Below are 18,706 nucleotides of genomic sequence, written 5' to 3' on the forward strand. Positions count from 1 at the left end.
GGATCAGGTTCCGTTGTAAAACGTTATCTAGATAAGTAATCAATTAAGGTGGTACCGCGCCTAGCGCCCTTGTAAAAACAAGGGCGCTTTTTATTATTTTTCGGAAAATTTAAAATTAATGGAGGTTTTTTTATGAAGTATCAACGTCCAAAAGGAACAGCCGATATCTTACCAGAAGAAGCGGTTGCGTGGAGTTACATTGAGGATATTGCCAAAAAAACATTTGCAAAATATCGATTTGAAGAAATTCGGACACCCATGTTTGAAAATTTTGAGGTGTTCTCTCGTAGTGCAGGCGATACGTCTGACATTGTAACGAAGGAAATGTATGACTTTGAAGATAAGGGCGGCCGGCATATTACTTTGCGTCCAGAAGGAACGGCGGGCGTCGTGCGCGCTTTTGTAGAAAATAAGCTCTATGGTCCGGAGCAAATTAAGCCTGTCAAGCTTTACTACATGGGGCCAATGTTTCGTTATGAACGTCCTCAATCAGGTCGTTTGCGTGAATTTCATCAAATCGGAGTGGAAGCCTTTGGCAGTGAGAGTCCCAATTTAGATGTTGAAGTCATTGCCATGGGGATGCACCTCCTGAATCGCTTAGGCATCAAACATTTGAAGTTGGTGATTAATACATTAGGGGATCAAGAAACAAGATCTGCTTATCGTAAGGCGCTAATTGATTATTTAGAACCTCACTTTGAAGAACTGAGTGAAGATTCTAAGGAAAGATTGCACCGCAATCCACTACGGGTGCTGGACAGTAAAGATAAAAATGATCAAAAGTTGGTTGCTGACGCGCCTTCTATCTTGGATTATTTGACTCCAGAATCAAAAACTCATTTTGAAACCGTCAAAACTCTTTTGTCAGATTTAGACGTTCATTATGAGGTGGATGCTTCAATGGTCCGTGGATTAGATTATTATAACCACACCATCTTCGAAATTATGGCCAACGATAAAAGTCTTGGTGAGGGTGATGTTACTGTTTGTGCAGGTGGTCGGTATAATGGTTTAGTTGAAGAATTGGGCGGTCCACAGACACCCGGAATCGGTTTTGGATTAGGTGTAGAGCGCTTATTGCTTCTAATGCAAGCACAGAAAGTTGCTTTGCCGGTGCAAAACGCATTAGATGTTTACGTGGTTGGAATTGGTGATCAAACCAAAGCAGAAACTTTGAAATTGGTGGAGACTGTTCGCCAAGCTGGCTTTAGTGCTGATCAAGATTATTTGAATCGCAAACCAAAAGCGCAATTTAAAACGGCGAATCGCTTGAATGCCAAAATTGTGATCACCATTGGAAATGATGAATTAGAAAAACAGGTTGTTAATTTAAAAGTCATGGCAACTGGTGAAGAACAACAGGTCAAGCTGGAAGATGTTTATCAAAATTTTCCCGCATTATTTGGGGAATTTTTAAAACGGTAGGGAGATAAGAGAATGAAGCGCACAACATATGCAGGATTAGTTAATAAAGATTATTTAGACCAGGACATTGTCTTAAAAGGATGGGTTCAAAAACGTCGTGATTTGGGTAATTTAATTTTTATCGATTTACGTGATCGAGAAGGGATCGTTCAACTAGTTTTTAGTAAGGAATTTTCTCAAACCGCATTAAATGTTGCGGATGAGTTACGCAGTGAATATGTCATTGAAATTAAGGGGAAAGTGGTTCCTCGTTCCGAAAAAGAAATTAATCCCAAAATGAAGACAGGCGAAGTTGAAGTTGAAGTTCATGAAGCAAAAATTTTGAATAAAGCCAAAACACCACCTTTTTATATACAGGATAATATCAATGTTTCTGATGAATTGCGTCTTAAGTATCGTTACCTTGATTTAAGGCGTCCTGAAATGCAACGTGGTCTAATGATTCGTAACCGTATTACGCAAGCGGTTCACAGCTATTTTGATTCAAAGGGTTTCATTGACATCGAAACGCCAGATCTCACAAAATCAACGCCTGAAGGTGCACGCGATTATTTAGTTCCTTCACGTTTATATCCTGGTCATTTTTATGCTTTACCACAGTCACCGCAATTATTTAAACAATTATTAATGGGTGCTGGATTTGACCGCTATTACCAAATTGCGCGATGCTTCCGTGACGAGGATCTTCGCGGTGACCGTCAACCTGAATTTACGCAGATTGATATGGAAACTAGTTTTTTGGATGCAGAAGAGATTCAAGATTTAACAGAAGGGCTTATCGCCAAAGTGATGAAAGACACGTTGGATATTGAGGTTAAATTACCGTTTGATCGAATCACGTGGAACGAATCTATGGCACGTTTTGGAACTGATCAGCCGGATGTTCGTTTTGGCATGGAATTAAAGGACCTTTCTGACATTATGAAGGACTCTGAATTCAAAGTCTTTTCTGGCGCAGTTGCTAATGGTGGTCAGGTTAAAGCCATTGCTGTTCCTGGAGGAGCTGGTCTGTATTCTCGTAAGGCAATTGATGGATACACTGAATACATCAAGCGTTTTGGGGCTAAAGGCTTAGCTTGGCTAAAGGTCACAGATGACGGTTTCTCTGGGCCAATTGCCAAATTCTTTAAAGACGATGAGATACGGCAACAGATTTTGCAGGCTACCGAAGCTCAAAGTGGCGATCTACTCCTATTTGTTGCTGACCGTAGTAAAGTAGTAGCGGATACATTAGCTTATCTTCGTGTCACAATCGCTAAGGAACAGAACATGATTCCAGAAGACAAATTTGCTTATTTATGGGTTGTCGACTGGCCATTGTTTGAATATGATGAAGGCGACGGTCGCTGGGTGCCAGCTCACCATCCATTTACAATGCCTAATGAGGAAGACGTCCATTATTTGATGAATGACGATGAAGATCCCCACAAGGCTCACGCACAAAGTTATGATATTATTTTAAATGGTCTTGAACTAGGCGGTGGTTCAATTCGTATTCATGATCGCCAATTACAAGGCAGAATGCTAAAGGCATTAGGCTTTACCAAGGAACGTGCAGAAAAGAGTTTTGGTTATTTACTGGATGCATTAGACACTGGCTTTCCGCCTCATGGTGGTCTGGCTATTGGATTAGATCGCTTTGCTCGTCTGCTAGCTAAACGAGACAATATTCGAGACGTTATTGCTTTCCCGAAGAACTCGAAAGCGATTGAACCTATGACTTCCGCCCCACGTCCCGTAGCCGAGAAACAATTACAAGAATTACACTTATTCTCCGTTAATGAAAATGAGGATAATCAATAAAAAGCATAAGAGACTGGGAAAATTTACTTTTTCTCAGTCTTTGCTTTTTGAAGCTGATTAAGGTAAAAAGCGGATAAGTTAAGTGTGGTTATGATACTATATAAGCTGAATACGTAAATCATGAAATATGGAGATGTTTTAAAATGAGTAGAGAAGAAACCGCTATTTTCGCAGGCGGATGTTTTTGGTGCATGGTACAGCCGTTCGATTCTTTACCAGGAATTAAACAAGTTATTTCTGGATATACCGGAGGGCACACGGTTAATCCAACCTATGATGAAGTTAAAGCGCACAAAACGGGTCATACAGAGGCCGTTAAAATTACCTTTGATCCTGATGTGATGTCTTATGAAAAATTGGTGGAAATATACTGGCATCAAACAGATCCAACTGATGCGATGGGCCAATTTCAAGATCGTGGTGATAATTATCGGCCAGTAATTTTCGTGAACGGTGCACAACAGCGTCAAATAGCTGAAAAATCACGTGCTAAATTAGCTGCAAGTGGCGAATTTGATCAACCCATTGTGACTAAAATTGAAGATGTGGCCCCATTCTACCCAGCCGAAAAAGAACATCAGGATTTCTACCGTAAAAATCCCGAAAAATATAAGCTGCAAGAGGCTGGTGGTCGCGAAAACTTTATTCAATCACATTGGGAAAAGGAGAATTAATGGCTTCTTATGGACAAACAGTTTAAAAGAATTGCCAAAAGGCACCAGTATACAGCTCTGGCTGGTACTGCCTTTATTTATGCTATTTTGGTTTCAATTGCCATGAACTTTTTTTGGACCCCTGGAAAAATCTATGCTTCTGGGATTACTGGTTTTGCGCAACTGATTTCTACGTTAAGTTCACATTATCTGCCGTTTGGATTATCAACGGCTTTGATGCTTTTTGTTTTAAATGTGCCTTTATTCTTTCTAGCTTGGGCGCAAATTGGGCATCGCTTTACGCTTTTCACAATCCTATCCGTTGGTTTAGCCAGTGTGATGATTAAAGTTCTCCACCCGATTACCTTAACCACAGATCCGATTATATGTGCTATTTTCGGTGGGGCTGTGAATGGCTACGGTACAGGTCTTGCGTTAAAAAATGGGCTTTCAACTGGTGGATTAGATATCTTGGGTATGGTGTTGCGAAAACGTACGGGGAAAAGTATTGGTACCATTAATATTGTATTCAACGCATTTATTGTTTGTGCGGCGGGGTATGTTTATGGTTGGCCATTTGCTTTTTATTCAGCAATTGGGCTAATTGTGAATGCTAAAATTATGGACATGACTTACACGCGACAACAAAAGATGCAAGTGATGATTGTAACAGACCGCCCTAAGAGTGTGATCGATAGTGTGCAAAATCATATTCGCCGCGGTATTACCATTGTGCATGGCGCAGAGGGTGCTTACAATCATCATCAAAAGACGATTCTTTTCACAATTATTTCCCGATATGAAATGAGTGAATTGGAAATGGCCATGCACGAATCAGATCCAAAAGCATTTGTCAGCATTTCCGGAAGCGTCAAAATTTTAGGGCATTTTTATGAACCCTCACTTTAAAGAAGGCACAAACGTGATGAAAACAATTTATATGTTTCTGGTACGAATCTGTTCACTAATGTATGCAGGACAAAAGAAATCGCAAGTTGCTTATCTCATGAGTTTTAGCAACAATCAGGATTTTATTTTGAAATTAGCCGATCGAATTTCGCCTTTGCCACTGTATGTTTTTTATGAGGCTTCTGGGCAAGCAGATTTAGATAATTTAAAAAACCATCCTGCAATTAAGTTAATTCCTTTTAATAATGGTCTCGCTCTCTTCTTGAAGGTTATTCCAATTCTCATGCGTAGTAAGCTGATCGTAGTGGACAATTATTTTCCAGTTTTAGGTGCTATTATTAAAACGAAACAGATGCGAATTACACAGTTATGGCATGCAAATGGGGCAATCAAAGCTTTTGGATTTAGTGATCCTAGTACAGAACGTCGTGGAAAAGCGGCACAATTGAGATTTCAGCGAGTGTACGATAGTTTCGATGACATTATTGTTGGCTCTCGAAAAATGGCAGATGCTTTTCAGATTAATTATCGACTAGATGGTCATCAGACGCGCCTTTTAGGCTATCCTCGTTCAGACAAGTTCAAAAATAAAGATTGGATTGCACAAGCAAGAGAAAAATTTTACCGGTACTATCCTGCTTTGCGCGGCAAACAATTAATCTTATATACGCCTACATATCGAAAGGGGATTAGTTTTGCGTTCGCACCGGGGTTCGAAAAACTGAAACTTCCCCAAAATGCCGTTTTTATTTTAAGGTTACATCCCCATCTTCAACAATTAGAAAAGGCTTGGGAACAAAAAGTACCATTTGTAACAAGTATCCGTTCAGATATTACAACTGATGAATTGTTGACGGTTGCGGACACTTTGATTACAGATTATTCTTCAATTTTATTTGACTACACACTGCTTGATAATGCGCATCAAGTTGGGTTATTTGCGTTTGATCAGTCTCAGTTCGAAAAGACAGTGGGACTTCAACGTGACTTTTCTGAGGACTTTGACAAGCTTCTTATAAAAGATGTGCCTGAGTTGTCAGAATTCTTGGCACAGCCAGCACCGCAACAAATGGTCATGTCACAATTGAATGAACGGTGGAATACGTTTAATGATGGACATGCAACCAAACGGACTTTAGATTTTTTAATGAAACGGAGTGGCAATTAAATGCGTCATAAAATTGCACAAATCGGTAAGCTTTGCGCGCGGTATTTTTTAATTTTGATTAATGAAATTTTTGTGCACTTACCAGTCAAACGTCATTTGATTATCTTTGAAAGCTTTAATGGTCGTGATGTGAGTGATAATCCTGCAGCTATTTATCGTCAATTAACTGCTACTTATCCGGAATATCAAAAAACTTGTTTTTTTGGAATCAAGGGCAGTAATTTTCTAAAGGTAAAGAATGAATTTCCTGACATCCAGCTTGTCAAACGCTGGTCTTTTAAATGGATCTGGATAGTTGCTCGGGCACAATACTGGGTATTTAATTCACGGATGCCGTTATGGTGGCGTAAAAATAAACAGACCTATTATGTTCAAACTTGGCATGGCACGCCCTTAAAAAAACTTGGGCTAGATATTGATAACGTTGAAATTCCTGGAGTCACAACCCATAAGTATCATCTTGATTTCAAAAAAGAGGCAACCCGTTGGGATTACTTGATCGCTCCAAATGCTTATTCCGAAAAAATTTTCAAACGTGCCTTTGGCTTCAAAGGTCAATTTATTCGTTCTGGATATCCTCGTAATGACATTTTATATACTGAAAATAGCCCTCAAACGGTGGCCAACCTAAAATATCGATTACTCGGTCAGAAGACTGCTCAAGTCATTTTGTATGCACCTACCTGGCGGGACGATAATTATATATATAAGGGACGTTATCGATTCAAATTGCCGTTTGAGCTTCAAGAGTTTTTTCAGCACGTTGCTTCCAACACGATTTTAATTATTCGCCCACATTATTTAGTCAAAGATAATATTGACATTCGTGGCTACGAAAAGCGTGTCAAAATTATGGCAGACACAGATATTAACCAGCTGTATTTAATTAGTGATCTTTTAATTACCGATTATTCTTCGGTTATGTTTGATTTTGCTAACTTGCAAAAACCAATGCTTTTCTTCCCATACGATTTGGCACACTATGCTCATGAATTACGGGGCTTTTACTTCGATTATTTGAAAGAATGTCCTGGACCCATTGCCACGAATACACATGATTTTTATCAGCAATTAGAACAATTCAAGCAATATCGTGCATTTCCAAAATTTGATCAACAGACTAGACGTTTCGAGAAAAAATTTACCGACTGGGAAAACGGTACTGCGGCAGCACAAGTTATTAAAGCAACTGGAATAGGGAGGTAGATTAATTATGCTATTAGGCGCTCATGTCAGCATGAAGGCTCCTAAAATGTTTTTAGGATCAGTCGAAACAGCTCTAAATTATCATGCCACAACTTTTATGATCTATACTGGGGCTCCTCAAAATACACGTCGAAAACCAATCGAAGCATTAAAGATTTCCGATGGGCAGCGATTAATGAAAGCAAATCATTTGGACAGCTTAGTCATTCACGCGCCATACATTGTAAATTTGGGCAACACAATTAAGCCAGATAGTTTTCAATTTGGTGTTCGCTTTTTAAAAGAAGAAGTCCAACGAGCCGATGCTTTGGGGGCAAGCGAGATTGTGTTGCATCCCGGTGCTCATGTGGGCGCAGGCTCAAAAGTAGCTATTGAACAGATTGCTAAGGGTTTAAATCAAATTCTTACGGAAGATCAACATGTTCAAATCGCGATTGAAACCATGGCTGGAAAGGGGACTGAAGTTGGGAAGACTTTTGAAGAGATCAATGAGATTATAAAGCGAGTTGAACTACAGGATAAAATTTCTGTTTGTTTTGATACTTGTCATACCAGTGATGCCGGTTATCACATCCGTGATGATTTTGATGGTGTTTTAAATGAATTTGATCATGTCATTGGACTTGATTACTTAAAGGTTATTCATTTAAATGATGCCAAAAATCCTCAGGGAAGCCATAAGGATCGACATGCAGATATTGGTTTGGGCACGATTGGTTTTGAGGCTTTAAATTATATTGCTCACCATTCAAAACTGACTGCTGTGCCCAAAATTATGGAAACACCATGGGTTCCAGATCCCGAAAACGCAAAGAAGAAATATGCGCCATATGGCTATGAAATTGCGATGTTAAATGCACAACAATTCAATCCAAATTTGACAGCCGATATTTTAAGTCAAAAAGCTTTTGACTATTTTCTGAAATAAAAAGGTGAAGTAAGACGCTGAAATGTCTTACTTCACCTTTTTGGTATGTGCGTGTTAGGCGTTGCTAATATCAGATTCAAGACTTTCCATGATTAAAGTGGCGGTCTCTTCGATTGATTTATTTGAAGTATTGATAACTAAACAACCAATTCGTTTAAAAATTTTATCCGCATATTCAAGTTCTAGCTTGATGCCCTCTGTATTTGAATATGAAGACTCTGGGTTCAATCCATACGAAATCATACGTTGACGCCGAATATCATTTAAGACTTCTGGTGTCGTGGTTAATCCAAAAATTTTTTTAGGATCCACTTTCCAAATTTCATCGGGAATTGTTGCCTTAGGGACTAGTGGTAAATTGGCGACTTTGTATCCTTTGTTAGCAAGATATAGAGAAAGCGGCGTCTTAGAGGTCCGGGAAACGCCGAGCAAGACAATATCGGCTTTGAGGAAACCATTTGGATCTTTACCATCGTCGTATGTGACCGCAAATTCCATAGCCGAAATTTTATCGAAATAGCCTTCATTCAAATTATGAACAGTCCCCGGTTTATTGGCTGCTTGCAACCCAGTTCGTTCTTTGAACATTGCAATAGCCGGTGTGAGTACGTCGAGATAGATCAATTGGTCCTGTTGACAACGTTCCTTAGCAAATTTATTTAATTCGGGATTAACGAATGTTGAAAAAACCATTGCTTGTTGTCGATGTGCACGCTTCAAAATTCCATCTAATAAAGATGTTGTTTGCGTAAATGGATAACGGTCAAATTCAAACGTTTCACTAGGAAACTGAGCCGCCGCTGCTTTGGCTACAGATTCCGCAGTTTCACCAACAGAGTCAGAAAGAATAAATATTTTTGTTGTCATAATTAATCACCCTCATCTTTTTAACTTTAGTCTACCATACCGTTACAGGAATGAAAACGGTTTTATAAATAGCTGCGTAATTTTTGATAAAAGCGTGTTTGTTGTATTGACGTAAAAATCTATGTTATGTATAATAATAAAGAACAACAGATTTAATTTAATAATTCTGTCGTTACTTTAGAGCTCGGAGGGAGGGATTCAAAATGTCAAAAACAGTCGTTCGTAAAAACGAGTCACTTGATGACGCTCTTCGCCGCTTTAAACGTACAGTTTCTAAATCAGGTACTTTACAAGAATATCGTAAACGGGAATTCTACGAAAAGCCAAGTGTTAAACGCAAGTTAAAATCAGAAGCTGCAAGAAAACGCAAAAACAAGAAACGCTTCTAATTTTTAATGCTCCTGAAAATCAGGAGCTTTTTTTGTATCAAAAACTTTGAAAAGGGGATAAACTATGAGTTTAGTACAAACCATTACTGATGACATGAAAACCGCAATGAAAGCTCGAGACAAAAAAACATTAAGTGTTATTCGCATGTTGAAGGCGGCATTAATGAATGAAAAGGTCAAAGTGAATCATGAACTGAATGATGAAGAAGCACAAGCAGTGATTGCTCGCGAATACAAGCAGCGAAAAGAGTCTCTAGACGAATTTAAAAAAGGAAATCGGGAAGACCTGGCTGCTGATACTCAAGAAGAATTAAAAGTGGTTGAAAAATACATGCCAAAGCAGTTATCACAGGCAGAAATTGAAAAGATTGTTGCTGAGACGATTTCTACAGTTGGTGCAACTAACACTGCTGATTTCGGTAAAGTCATGGGAGCTGTTATGCCTAAGGTAAAGGGCAAGGCAGACGGAAAATTGGTTAACCAAGCTGTCAAAAGTCAGCTCAGCTAAAATTCTAAACGCAAAAGGAGTCAAGGCTACTTGGTAGAACAAAATGCAGTAGAAAAAGAATTTCTATTATCAAATCCAAGCGAAGAAATGTCACTTCTGGGTAATCAGGATAAATTTGTGCATATTCTTGAAGAAGGCATGAATGTGAGCATTCGTCCTTTTGGAGAAAAAATCAACGTTTCGGGGCAGGAACAAGCCGTTAATCGTACCATTAACGTTTTTAAAAATTTATTATCTTTGGTGAAACAAGGTATTCAGTTAAACAGTGCTGATGTGGTTAGCGCTATGAAGATGGCGGATAAGGGAACACTGAATTATTTTCAGGATATGTATAAAGAAACATTAATTAAAGATAATAAAGGTAAGGCTGTTCGTGTTAAGAACTACGGACAAAGACAATACGTAGATTCTGTCAAAAGAAATGATGTAACTTTTGGAATTGGACCAGCTGGAACTGGAAAAACATACTTAGCTGTTGTTATGGCAATTGCCGCACTTAAACGTGGCGAAGTCGATAAACTCATTTTGACACGGCCAGCAGTTGAAGCTGGTGAGAGTTTAGGGTTCTTACCTGGAGACCTAAAAGAAAAGGTAGATCCTTACCTTCGCCCAGTTTATGATGCACTTTATCAAATTATTGGTGCGGAACATACAACGCGATTAATGGATCGCGGAGTTATTGAAATTGCCCCATTAGCATATATGCGTGGGCGAACACTGGATGATGCTTTTGTCATTCTTGATGAAGCTCAAAACACCACAAGTGCTCAGATGAAAATGTTTCTTACCCGATTAGGATTTGGATCTAAGATGATTGTGAACGGGGACGTCACCCAAATTGACCTTCCACACGGTGTTCGTAGCGGACTGGTGGAGGCACAACGAATCTTACAAAATGTCAGACACATTGGATTTGTCGCTTTTAATTCTGAAGATGTTGTCCGCCATCCTGTCGTCGCTCAAATTATCAATGCTTATGAAACACACAAATCAAAGTAAAATGGAGTAATTTTAAAGTATGGATATTCAAATTTATGATCATACCAAAGAAGAGTCAAAAGAAAATCTTGAGTTAGTTCAAAACGTGTTAAATTTTGCCGGAGATTATCTCAAGTTAGCCAACAATACCGAAATGTCAGTTACTTTGATGCATAATGACGAAATTCATGAGATTAATAAAACCTATCGCCAGGTAGATAGAGCGACGGATGTCATTAGTTTCGCCATCGAGGATGATCCAGATGATGATCCCATCATTTTGGATGATGAATTAGCAGCTGAAATAGCACCAAATATTGGTGATTTGATGATTTCTGTAGACAAAGTTAAAGAGCAGGCTGATTTTCTTGGTCACTCTTATCAACGTGAATTAGGCTTTCTTTGTGTACATGGTTTCTTACATCTAAATGGTTATGACCACATGAAACCAGAAGATCAAAAGGTAATGTTTCCCTTACAGAAGGAAATTTTGAATGCTTATGGCCTTAAAAGATAAAAAACAAATTCAAAAAAATCATTCATTTAAGCAATCGTTTACACATGCTTGTTTTGGCATCTACCGCATTTTCAAAGAAGAACGAAACATGCGAATTCACACGAGTATAGCCGTTTTAGTGATTTTCGTCGGGTGGCTACTTCAAATCACAAGTTCTGAATGGTACTGGGTTATGGCCTGCATTGGTTGGGTTTTTGTGGCTGAAGTTTTAAATACGATTGCCGAAAATATAGTAGACTTGGTTACTGGAAAGACTTATAGTGAGCTAGGTAAACATATTAAAGATATGGCAGCTGGTGCAGTTCTGATTTCAGCTTGTTTTGCTGGAATTATCGGATTATGGATCTTTTTACCTAAAATCTGGCTACTTTTAATTCATTAGAAATAGGAGAAATATTTTGGAAAATTCAAACAAAAGTTTCCACTCTGGATTTGTGGCAATCGTTGGTCGGCCTAATGTTGGTAAATCAACCTTTATGAATTATGTCATTGGCCAAAAAATTGCTATTATGAGCAATGTGCCACAAACGACCAGAAATAAAATTCAAGGAATTTATACCACGTCTAAAGAACAGATTATTTTTATTGACACTCCCGGAATTCACAAAGCACATAATAAATTGGGTGACTTCATGGTTCAATCATCTTTGTCAACATTAAACGAAGTTGATGCCATTATGTTTATGATTAGTGCTAACGAAGAGCGCGGTGCTGGTGATAATTTCATTATTGAACATCTCAAACAAACTAAAAAACCGGTTTATCTGGTTATCAATAAAATTGATTTAATCAATCCCAATAAATTACTTGAAATTATGGATGATTATAAGGACGCTTTGAATTGGAAAGAGGTTGTGCCAATTTCAGCAACACAAGGCAATAACGTTTCCGAATTAATTGATACCTTAGCAGATGAGCTGCCTGAAGGACCACAGTATTACCCAGACGATCAAGTTACCGATCACCCAGAACGCTTTATCGTGGCAGAACTTATTCGAGAAAAAGTTCTCATGTTGACGAGACAGGAAGTACCGCATTCAGTTGCCGTGGTTATTGACAGTTTAAAACGTCAAGATAAACGAAAAATCCATGTGCAGGCGACCATTATTGTTGACCGTCCTACTCAAAAGGGCATCATTATCGGCCATGGTGGACAAATGTTGAAAAAAATTGGGACGTTAGCTCGCGAGGACATCGAGCGCTTGTTGGGAGATAAAGTTTATCTGGAACTTTGGGTAAAAGTATCTGAAGGCTGGCGTGACAAACAGTCCTTATTACAATCATATGGGTATCGCAAGGATAACTATTAAGGCAGGTTAGCATGGCATTACAAACAACGGCGCAATTTCATGGCATTGTCATGTACCGAAAAGACTACCGAGAACGTGACCAGTTGGTTAAATTTTTCACGCGCGAGTTTGGTAAAAAGATGTTTTATATTCGTGGTGCTCGAAAAAAAGGGTTTAAGCTGGCCGCGGCAATTTTACCCTTTACCACCGGTTCTTACGTTGGGTTGATCCGGGAAAAAGGGTTGTCTTACCTAAATGCAGAGAAACACATCACCCAATTCGAACAAATTAATTTGGATATTGAGCGAAATGCTTATATTACTTACATTTTAAATCTAATTGATACGGCATTTGCGGATGGTCAACCAATTCCTGTTTGGTTTGACATGACCAATCAAGCTTTAAAAATGATTGATGAAGGCCTGGACGCTCAAATCATTGGTCACATTTTCGAATTGCAGCTTTTGGATACGTTAGGTGTCCATCAAGAATGGCAGCAGTGCATTGTTTGCCATCGAAATGATTTACCACTTGATTATTCAGAGTCGTCAGGTGGCGTACTTTGTCAAAATCATTGGCATTTAGATCCTAAACGATCACATCTTGATCGACGGACTTTATATTATTTACAACAGTTAAGCCAAGTACAGTTAGCGAATATTCGTTCTATACATGTACAAAAAGCAACGAAAAAGAAACTTAAGGCAATTATCGATATGATTTATCAAGATGAGGTAGGGCTCAATTTAAAGAGTAAACACTTTATTGATACAATGGATTCTTGGAATTAGTACTGATAATATTGACTTTGAGAAGTAATTAAATTAGTATTAAAGAGAATTTAATATTGAACAATGATGAAAAGGATTTTTAGACCGATTTAAAGAGAGCTTAGGGTGATGGGACTAAGTAGGAGGTTTAAGGATTGGCGTTTCGGAGTTCGCAAATTAAGCTGCCGATAGTTTGTATCGGAAGTAGGGTGGAACCGCGAATAAAATCGTCCCTACGTAGATTATTCTGCGTAGGTTTTTTTGTGTTCAAATTAGCACTTATTAAAATTAAGAGGAGAGGTACAATGGTAGAAAAATTAGCTGTTCAGGATATTATTTTAACGTTGCAACATTATTGGTCTGACCAAGGTTGTATGTTGATGGAGGCTTATGATACCGAAAAAGGTGCTGGTACAATGAGTCCATATACCTTCTTACGTGCGATCGGGCCAGAACCCTGGAATGCCGCATATGTGGAACCTTCTCGCCGTCCTGCTGATGGTCGGTACGGTGAAAATCCTAACCGCCTTTATCAACATCATCAATTTCAAGTTGTCATGAAGCCATCACCAGAAAACATTCAAGAATTATACTTGGGAAGTTTAAAGGCTTTGGGTATTGAACCCTTAGAACATGATATTCGCTTTGTTGAAGATAACTGGGAAAATCCTTCAATGGGTTGCGCTGGTGTTGGTTGGGAAGTTTGGCTTGACGGGATGGAAGTCACACAATTTACATACTTCCAACAAGTTGGCGGTTTGGAAGTATCACCCGTTACCAGTGAAGTTACTTATGGATTGGAACGTTTGGCTTCATACATTCAAAATGTTGATTCTGTTTTTGATCTTGAATGGGGTCACGGCGTTAAATATGGTGAAATTTTTAAAGAACCTGAGTATGAACATTCAAAATACTCATTTGAAAAGAGTAATCAGGAAATGCTGTTACAACTCTTTGATGATTATGAACGAGAAGCTAAAGCTCAAATCAAAAATGGACTGGTTCATCCAGCTTATGATTACATTTTAAAATGTAGCCATACATTTAATTTGTTAGATGCACGAGGTGCTGTTTCAGTTACGGAACGTGCAGGTTATCTTTCTCGAATTCGAAACATGGCAAAATCAGTTGCAAAAGCCTTTGTTCAAGAACGGGAAGCACTCGGTTTCCCATTGTTAAAGGAATCTGATCGTCCAAAGGAGGCCACCAAATAATGTCACACTCTTACTTACTTGAAATCGGATTAGAAGAAATTCCGGCACATGTTGTATTACCTAGCATTGAACAATTAAAAAAACGAGTCGGCGACTTCTTGAAGGAACAACGACTTGAATACGCAGAAATTAAGACTTTTTCGACACCTCGGCGATTAACAGTTTTAATCAATGGACTGGCTGATCGTCAGGCTGATACTGAAAAAGAAGTCAAGGGTCCAGCAAAAAAAATAGCGCAAGATCAAGATGGAAACTGGACTAAGGCTGCCATTGGCTTTACACGTGGTCAAGGCTTATCAACAGACGATATTACGTTCAAAACAATTAAGGGCACAGATTACGTTTATGTGGTTAAAAAAACTGCGGGTAAAAACGTTCAGGATATTCTACCACAAATTAAGTCAGTCGTTGAAAAAATGAACTTCCCAACAATGATGAAATGGGCTAGTTTTAATTTTAAATACATTCGTCCCATTCGTTGGCTTGTATCTCTTTTGGATGATGAAGTCGTACCATTCAATATCCTAGATGTTAAGGCTGACCGTGTTTCACAAGGTCACCGCTTCTTAGGCAAGCCGGTCACAATCAAAACAGCAACCGATTACGAGGCACAATTAAAAACGGTTTATGTGATTGCTGATGCTCAAAAACGAAAACAATTAATTAAAGATCAAATTCATGATATATCCCAAAATAATAATTGGAATATCGCGCTTGATCCAGATTTGCTGGAAGAAGTTAATAATTTGGTTGAATGGCCAACTGCTTTTGCGGGGCATTTTGATGAAAAATACCTGGAAATCCCAGAAGAAGTTTTGATTACTTCAATGCGAGATCATCAAAGATTCTTTTATGTTCGTAATCAAGACGGTCAACTACTTCCTAATTTTGTTTCTGTTCGTAATGGTAACCAAACCCATTTGGACAACGTTGTCCGTGGTAATGAAAAAGTGCTGACTGCACGACTTGAAGATGCTGCGTTTTTCTACCACGAAGATCAAAAACATTCAATTCAATATTACGTTGAAAAGCTCAAAAAAGTTAGTTTCCATGATAAAATTGGGACGATGTATGAAAAAATGCAGCGGGTTCAAATTATCAGCCAGGAATTAGGTAAATTTGTCGGCTTAAACGACCAAGAACTTGCGGATGTGAAACGGGCAAGTGAAATTTATAAATTTGATTTGGTTACTGGCATGGTTGGCGAATTTCCGGAACTGCAAGGTACAATGGGTGAAAAATATGCGTTATTGGCGCATGAACGGCCAGCCGTTGCCACTGCAATTCGGGAGCATTATTTACCTATTAGCGCAAAAGGAGACTTACCAAAAACTAAAGTTGGGGCTGTCTTAGCTATTGCGGATAAATTTGATGACATTGGCAGTTTCTTCGCGGTTGACCTGATTCCTACCGGTTCAAATGATCCGTACGCCTTAAGACGGCAAGCACTTGGTATTGTTCGTATTGCTAGAGATCAGAATTGGCATTTCCCAATGCAAAACCTACAGCAGACCTTTTTAAGTGACTTGAAAGAAAAGCAAGCAATCTTTAATTTGAATTTTGCGCAACATGCAACCGATGTGCGTGACTTCATGAAAGACCGTGTTCGCCAGTGGTTCAGCACTAAAAAAGCACGCTATGATATTGTCGAAGCTGTGACAAAGGGAAGCAATACAGATATTTTAAACATGCTGGATGCCGCCAAGGTAATTGAATCACACAAGAACGATCCTAGTTTTAAAGAAAACATTGAAGCTCTCACGCGAGTGCTTCGGATTGCAGAAAAGGCTGATTTTAGTGCCATTAGTTTACAAGTTGATCCTCAACTTTTTGAAAATGATTCAGAGAAGGACTTGTTTGAAGCCGTAAATGACATTCAAAAGAAAGCTAATGACCGCACAATTAACGAAAACTTTGAAGCCTTACAGCGCCTCCGTCCTTTAATTGATGCATATTTTGATCAAACGATGATTATGGTTGATGATCAAGCGGTTCGAGAAAATCGACTGAAACAATTAACCATCTTAGCAAAACTAATTTCTTCAATTGGAAATTTGAAAGAATTAATTGTCAAATAAGTTAAACAATAATCTCTGTTTAAAATTACACTAAGTAATTCAAATGGAGATTATTTAGTTTCACTTTTATGCCGAGCGTTTTGATTGCTTTTTCTGTTGTCAGGCGGTATTATTTGATATGTGTCGATATTGTGGTGAAGTGTGCATTTGAGAGGGGGAAATCGTTTTTTGGCAAGACCAATTCCCGAAGATCTTATTGATCAAATTCGGACCTCTGTAGATATTGTTGATGTTATCGGTCAGTACGTACAGTTAAAAAAACAAGGAAAAAACTTCTTTGGATTATGCCCCTTTCATGAAGAGCGGACAGCCTCCTTTTCAGTATCCGAGTCAAAACAAATTTTTCATTGTTTTAGCTGCGGGCGCGGTGGAAATGTCTTTAAATTTTTAATGGAACTTAATCACGTTGAATTTCCGGTTGCCGTTCGTCAGATGGCAGATTTTGCTAGCATTAAAATTCCTGATGAATATTCTGAATCAGCGCAAAACGCAAACTCACAAAATAGTGAGCAAGCACAACTAATTTCGTTGTATGATCAGACGGCACAACTATATACGCATGTACTATTAAACACAAAAATGGGGCAACAAGCTTTAGAATATCTGCATCAGCGCGGATTAACCGACGATATTATTGAAAAGTTTCAATTAGGTTTTGCACCTGGCGAACAGTTGTTGAAAGAATTTTTTGATGAGAAAAAAGTGGATTACCAGGTGTTGCGTAAATCTGGGCTTTTTATTGAAGACCAACAAGGCCAGCTGCGAGATCGCTTTCGTGGACGTGTGATGTATGCCATTAAGAACCCGCAAGGTCATGTCATTGCTTTTTCGGGACGAATTTTAAATAAAGCTGATTCGCAAGCTAAGTATATCAACAGTCCAGAAACCAAAATTTTCAGTAAAAGTAATGTCTTATATAATTTTGACATTGCTCGGACTGCTATTCGACAAGAAAAGCGTGCGATTTTATTTGAAGGATTTATGGATGTCATCGCCGCTTACCAATCTGGGGTTACCAACGGAATTGCATCAATGGGTACTAGTTTTACAAATGAGCAAATCTACCTTCTGCAAAGGACAACTACGCAGCTAGATATTTGTTATGATGGTGATGATCCCGGACAAGCAGCAATCAATCGAGCTATTGACGCATTTAGTCAAAACAGTCAGCTAAAATTGAGTGTGATAGAGATACCGGAAAAGCTTGATCCTGATGAGTTTGTCCGTCAACATGGCGGCAAACAGTTCAATGAAATTGTGCATTCAGCAAGACTAACACCAACAGCATTTAAATTGGACTACCTCAAGCGAGATTTTAATTTAAATAACGAAGCTGACCAACTCACTTATATTGAACGTGCCTTAAAAGTAATTGGTCAGTTAGGTTCAAGTGTGGAACAAGATCTTTATTTGAACCAGTTAGCACAAGAATTCAATGTTCAGGTAGCTGATTTGCGTCAGCAGTTACGACAGATTCGTTCACAACAAAGTGTGGATGCACACCAACAAGCTAAACGAGAACCTTTGGTAGATAAGCCACAAGATTTTCATCGTCAAAAAGTTAAACTTGATAAGGTGGAACTTGCTGAACAGCGGTTACTAAATTATTTACTTTATGATCATAATGTTTGGCTAAAATTAGCCGGATTACCCAACTTTCATTTTGTTCATGAAGAATATCAAACAATTTATATGTTAGCAACTGGATATTTTGAAAATCATAATTCTTATGATTCAGCAGCGTTTATGGACTTTGTTCATGATACAAAACTCCAAAATATCATTGCGGAATTAGATCTACAAGATTTAGATGATGCTAACGTGGACCAATCTGTAAGTGACTACATTGATGTCATTACGGCGCAGGCACCACTCAGCCAGCAGATATCGGAAAAAACGAAATCGTTAAACGAAGCTAAAAAAATGGGTAATACTGAATTGCAGCAAAAACTCGCAGTCGAATTAGTCGAGTTGTATCGACAACGTCAAGGCGCTTAACACGTT

At 38.6% G+C, this 18,706-nt stretch carries 18 protein-coding genes and 1 other annotated feature (1 of these 19 running past the window's edge); of the genes, 17 read left to right on the forward strand and 1 reads right to left on the reverse strand.

The window, feature by feature from the left end; genetic code table 11:
- Positions 1-74 (forward strand) — a binding site (T-box leader) (it extends 106 nt beyond the left edge of the window).
- A 58-nt stretch (positions 75-132) separates the two neighbouring features.
- The 7 genes from hisS (at position 133) to IV80_RS00510 (ending at position 8,092) form a co-directional block, all read left to right on the forward strand.
- Positions 133-1,425: a histidine--tRNA ligase gene (gene hisS, locus IV80_RS00480; protein ID WP_057747935.1), complete on the forward strand. Its 1,293-nt coding sequence runs from the start codon at positions 133-135 to the stop codon at positions 1,423-1,425.
- Positions 1,426-1,437: 12 nt separating this feature from the next.
- Entirely contained in the window at positions 1,438-3,228 is a 1,791-nt protein-coding gene (gene aspS, locus IV80_RS00485; RefSeq protein ID WP_057747938.1) for an aspartate--tRNA ligase, read from the forward strand.
- 143 nt (positions 3,229-3,371) lie between these two features.
- Positions 3,372-3,902, forward strand: coding sequence for a peptide-methionine (S)-S-oxide reductase MsrA (msrA, locus tag IV80_RS00490; protein ID WP_057747941.1), 531 nt, complete (start codon positions 3,372-3,374; stop codon positions 3,900-3,902).
- Between the two features lie 9 nt (positions 3,903-3,911).
- On the forward strand, positions 3,912-4,790 hold the full coding sequence (locus tag IV80_RS00495) for a YitT family protein (RefSeq protein WP_057747943.1): 879 nt from the start codon (positions 3,912-3,914) through the stop codon (positions 4,788-4,790).
- A 16-nt stretch (positions 4,791-4,806) separates the two neighbouring features.
- Positions 4,807-5,958 (forward strand): CDP-glycerol glycerophosphotransferase family protein, encoded by a 1,152-nt coding sequence (locus IV80_RS00500; RefSeq protein WP_057747946.1) that lies wholly within the window; start codon positions 4,807-4,809, stop codon positions 5,956-5,958.
- Positions 5,959-7,164: a CDP-glycerol glycerophosphotransferase family protein gene (locus IV80_RS00505; protein WP_057747949.1), complete on the forward strand. Its 1,206-nt coding sequence runs from the start codon at positions 5,959-5,961 to the stop codon at positions 7,162-7,164.
- Between the two features lie 4 nt (positions 7,165-7,168).
- Positions 7,169-8,092, forward strand: a complete 924-nt coding sequence (locus IV80_RS00510; protein ID WP_057747952.1) for a deoxyribonuclease IV — start codon at positions 7,169-7,171, stop codon at positions 8,090-8,092.
- Positions 8,093-8,146: 54 nt separating this feature from the next.
- Here IV80_RS00510 and IV80_RS00515 read toward each other — a convergent pair whose 3' ends face one another.
- Positions 8,147-8,959, reverse strand: coding sequence for a pyruvate, water dikinase regulatory protein (locus tag IV80_RS00515; RefSeq protein WP_057747955.1), 813 nt, complete (start codon positions 8,957-8,959; stop codon positions 8,147-8,149).
- A 203-nt stretch (positions 8,960-9,162) separates the two neighbouring features.
- Between IV80_RS00515 and rpsU the strand changes: the two genes are divergently transcribed.
- The 10 genes from rpsU to dnaG all read left to right on the forward strand — a co-directional run bounded on the left by rpsU (position 9,163) and on the right by dnaG (position 18,700).
- Entirely contained in the window at positions 9,163-9,348 is a 186-nt protein-coding gene (gene rpsU / locus IV80_RS00520; RefSeq protein WP_002830340.1) for a 30S ribosomal protein S21, read from the forward strand.
- Between the two features lie 64 nt (positions 9,349-9,412).
- Positions 9,413-9,856: a GatB/YqeY domain-containing protein gene (locus tag IV80_RS00525; RefSeq protein ID WP_057747958.1), complete on the forward strand. Its 444-nt coding sequence runs from the start codon at positions 9,413-9,415 to the stop codon at positions 9,854-9,856.
- A gap of 87 nt (positions 9,857-9,943) precedes the next feature.
- The gene (locus IV80_RS00530) at positions 9,944-10,855 is read left to right on the forward strand and encodes a PhoH family protein (protein ID WP_057748607.1); all 912 of its coding nucleotides are present in this window, start codon (positions 9,944-9,946) and stop codon (positions 10,853-10,855) included.
- A gap of 19 nt (positions 10,856-10,874) precedes the next feature.
- Positions 10,875-11,351, forward strand: a complete 477-nt coding sequence (gene ybeY / locus IV80_RS00535) for an rRNA maturation RNase YbeY (RefSeq protein WP_057747961.1) — start codon at positions 10,875-10,877, stop codon at positions 11,349-11,351.
- Positions 11,329-11,733 carry a diacylglycerol kinase family protein gene (locus IV80_RS00540; RefSeq protein WP_057747964.1) on the forward strand — a complete coding sequence of 135 codons (405 nt, stop codon included), beginning with the start codon at positions 11,329-11,331 and terminating at the stop codon, positions 11,731-11,733. The genes ybeY and IV80_RS00540 overlap by 23 nt, the downstream gene beginning before the upstream one ends.
- A 16-nt stretch (positions 11,734-11,749) precedes the next feature.
- On the forward strand, positions 11,750-12,661 hold the full coding sequence (gene era, locus IV80_RS00545; RefSeq protein WP_057747966.1) for a GTPase Era: 912 nt from the start codon (positions 11,750-11,752) through the stop codon (positions 12,659-12,661).
- Between the two features lie 11 nt (positions 12,662-12,672).
- Positions 12,673-13,431, forward strand: a complete 759-nt coding sequence (gene recO, locus IV80_RS00550) for a DNA repair protein RecO (protein ID WP_057747968.1) — start codon at positions 12,673-12,675, stop codon at positions 13,429-13,431.
- Positions 13,432-13,715: 284 nt separating this feature from the next.
- Complete coding sequence (gene glyQ / locus IV80_RS00555; protein ID WP_057747971.1) at positions 13,716-14,624, forward strand: glycine--tRNA ligase subunit alpha; 909 nt, start codon at positions 13,716-13,718, stop codon at positions 14,622-14,624.
- A complete protein-coding gene (glyS, locus tag IV80_RS00560; protein ID WP_057747972.1) occupies positions 14,624-16,702 on the forward strand; it encodes a glycine--tRNA ligase subunit beta in 2,079 nt (692 codons plus the stop codon). The genes glyQ and glyS overlap by 1 nt, the downstream gene beginning before the upstream one ends.
- Positions 16,703-16,870: 168 nt before the next feature.
- The gene (gene dnaG, locus IV80_RS00565; RefSeq protein WP_057747974.1) at positions 16,871-18,700 is read left to right on the forward strand and encodes a DNA primase; all 1,830 of its coding nucleotides are present in this window, start codon (positions 16,871-16,873) and stop codon (positions 18,698-18,700) included.
- Positions 18,701-18,706 lie beyond the last annotated feature (6 nt).

The organism is Pediococcus cellicola (assembly GCF_001438655.1).
Classification (GTDB): domain Bacteria; phylum Bacillota; class Bacilli; order Lactobacillales; family Lactobacillaceae; genus Pediococcus; species Pediococcus cellicola.

What these genes read in the sequence shown, in the direction of transcription:
- hisS (WP_057747935.1), top strand. Translation starts at nt 133, where the DNA reads ATGAAGTATCAACGTCCAAAAGGAACAGCCGATATCTTACCAGAAGAA.
- aspS (WP_057747938.1), top strand. Translation starts at nt 1,438, where the DNA reads ATGAAGCGCACAACATATGCAGGATTAGTTAATAAAGATTATTTAGAC.
- msrA (WP_057747941.1), top strand. Translation starts at nt 3,372, where the DNA reads ATGAGTAGAGAAGAAACCGCTATTTTCGCAGGCGGATGTTTTTGGTGC.
- IV80_RS00495 (WP_057747943.1), top strand. Translation starts at nt 3,912, where the DNA reads ATGGACAAACAGTTTAAAAGAATTGCCAAAAGGCACCAGTATACAGCT.
- IV80_RS00500 (WP_057747946.1), top strand. Translation starts at nt 4,807, where the DNA reads ATGAAAACAATTTATATGTTTCTGGTACGAATCTGTTCACTAATGTAT.
- IV80_RS00505 (WP_057747949.1), top strand. Translation starts at nt 5,959, where the DNA reads ATGCGTCATAAAATTGCACAAATCGGTAAGCTTTGCGCGCGGTATTTT.
- IV80_RS00515 (WP_057747955.1), bottom strand. Translation starts at nt 8,959, where the DNA reads ATGACAACAAAAATATTTATTCTTTCTGACTCTGTTGGTGAAACTGCG.
- rpsU (WP_002830340.1), top strand. Translation starts at nt 9,163, where the DNA reads ATGTCAAAAACAGTCGTTCGTAAAAACGAGTCACTTGATGACGCTCTT.
- IV80_RS00525 (WP_057747958.1), top strand. Translation starts at nt 9,413, where the DNA reads ATGAGTTTAGTACAAACCATTACTGATGACATGAAAACCGCAATGAAA.
- IV80_RS00530 (WP_057748607.1), top strand. Translation starts at nt 9,944, where the DNA reads ATGTCACTTCTGGGTAATCAGGATAAATTTGTGCATATTCTTGAAGAA.
- ybeY (WP_057747961.1), top strand. Translation starts at nt 10,875, where the DNA reads ATGGATATTCAAATTTATGATCATACCAAAGAAGAGTCAAAAGAAAAT.
- IV80_RS00540 (WP_057747964.1), top strand. Translation starts at nt 11,329, where the DNA reads ATGCTTATGGCCTTAAAAGATAAAAAACAAATTCAAAAAAATCATTCA.
- recO (WP_057747968.1), top strand. Translation starts at nt 12,673, where the DNA reads ATGGCATTACAAACAACGGCGCAATTTCATGGCATTGTCATGTACCGA.
- glyQ (WP_057747971.1), top strand. Translation starts at nt 13,716, where the DNA reads ATGGTAGAAAAATTAGCTGTTCAGGATATTATTTTAACGTTGCAACAT.
- glyS (WP_057747972.1), top strand. Translation starts at nt 14,624, where the DNA reads ATGTCACACTCTTACTTACTTGAAATCGGATTAGAAGAAATTCCGGCA.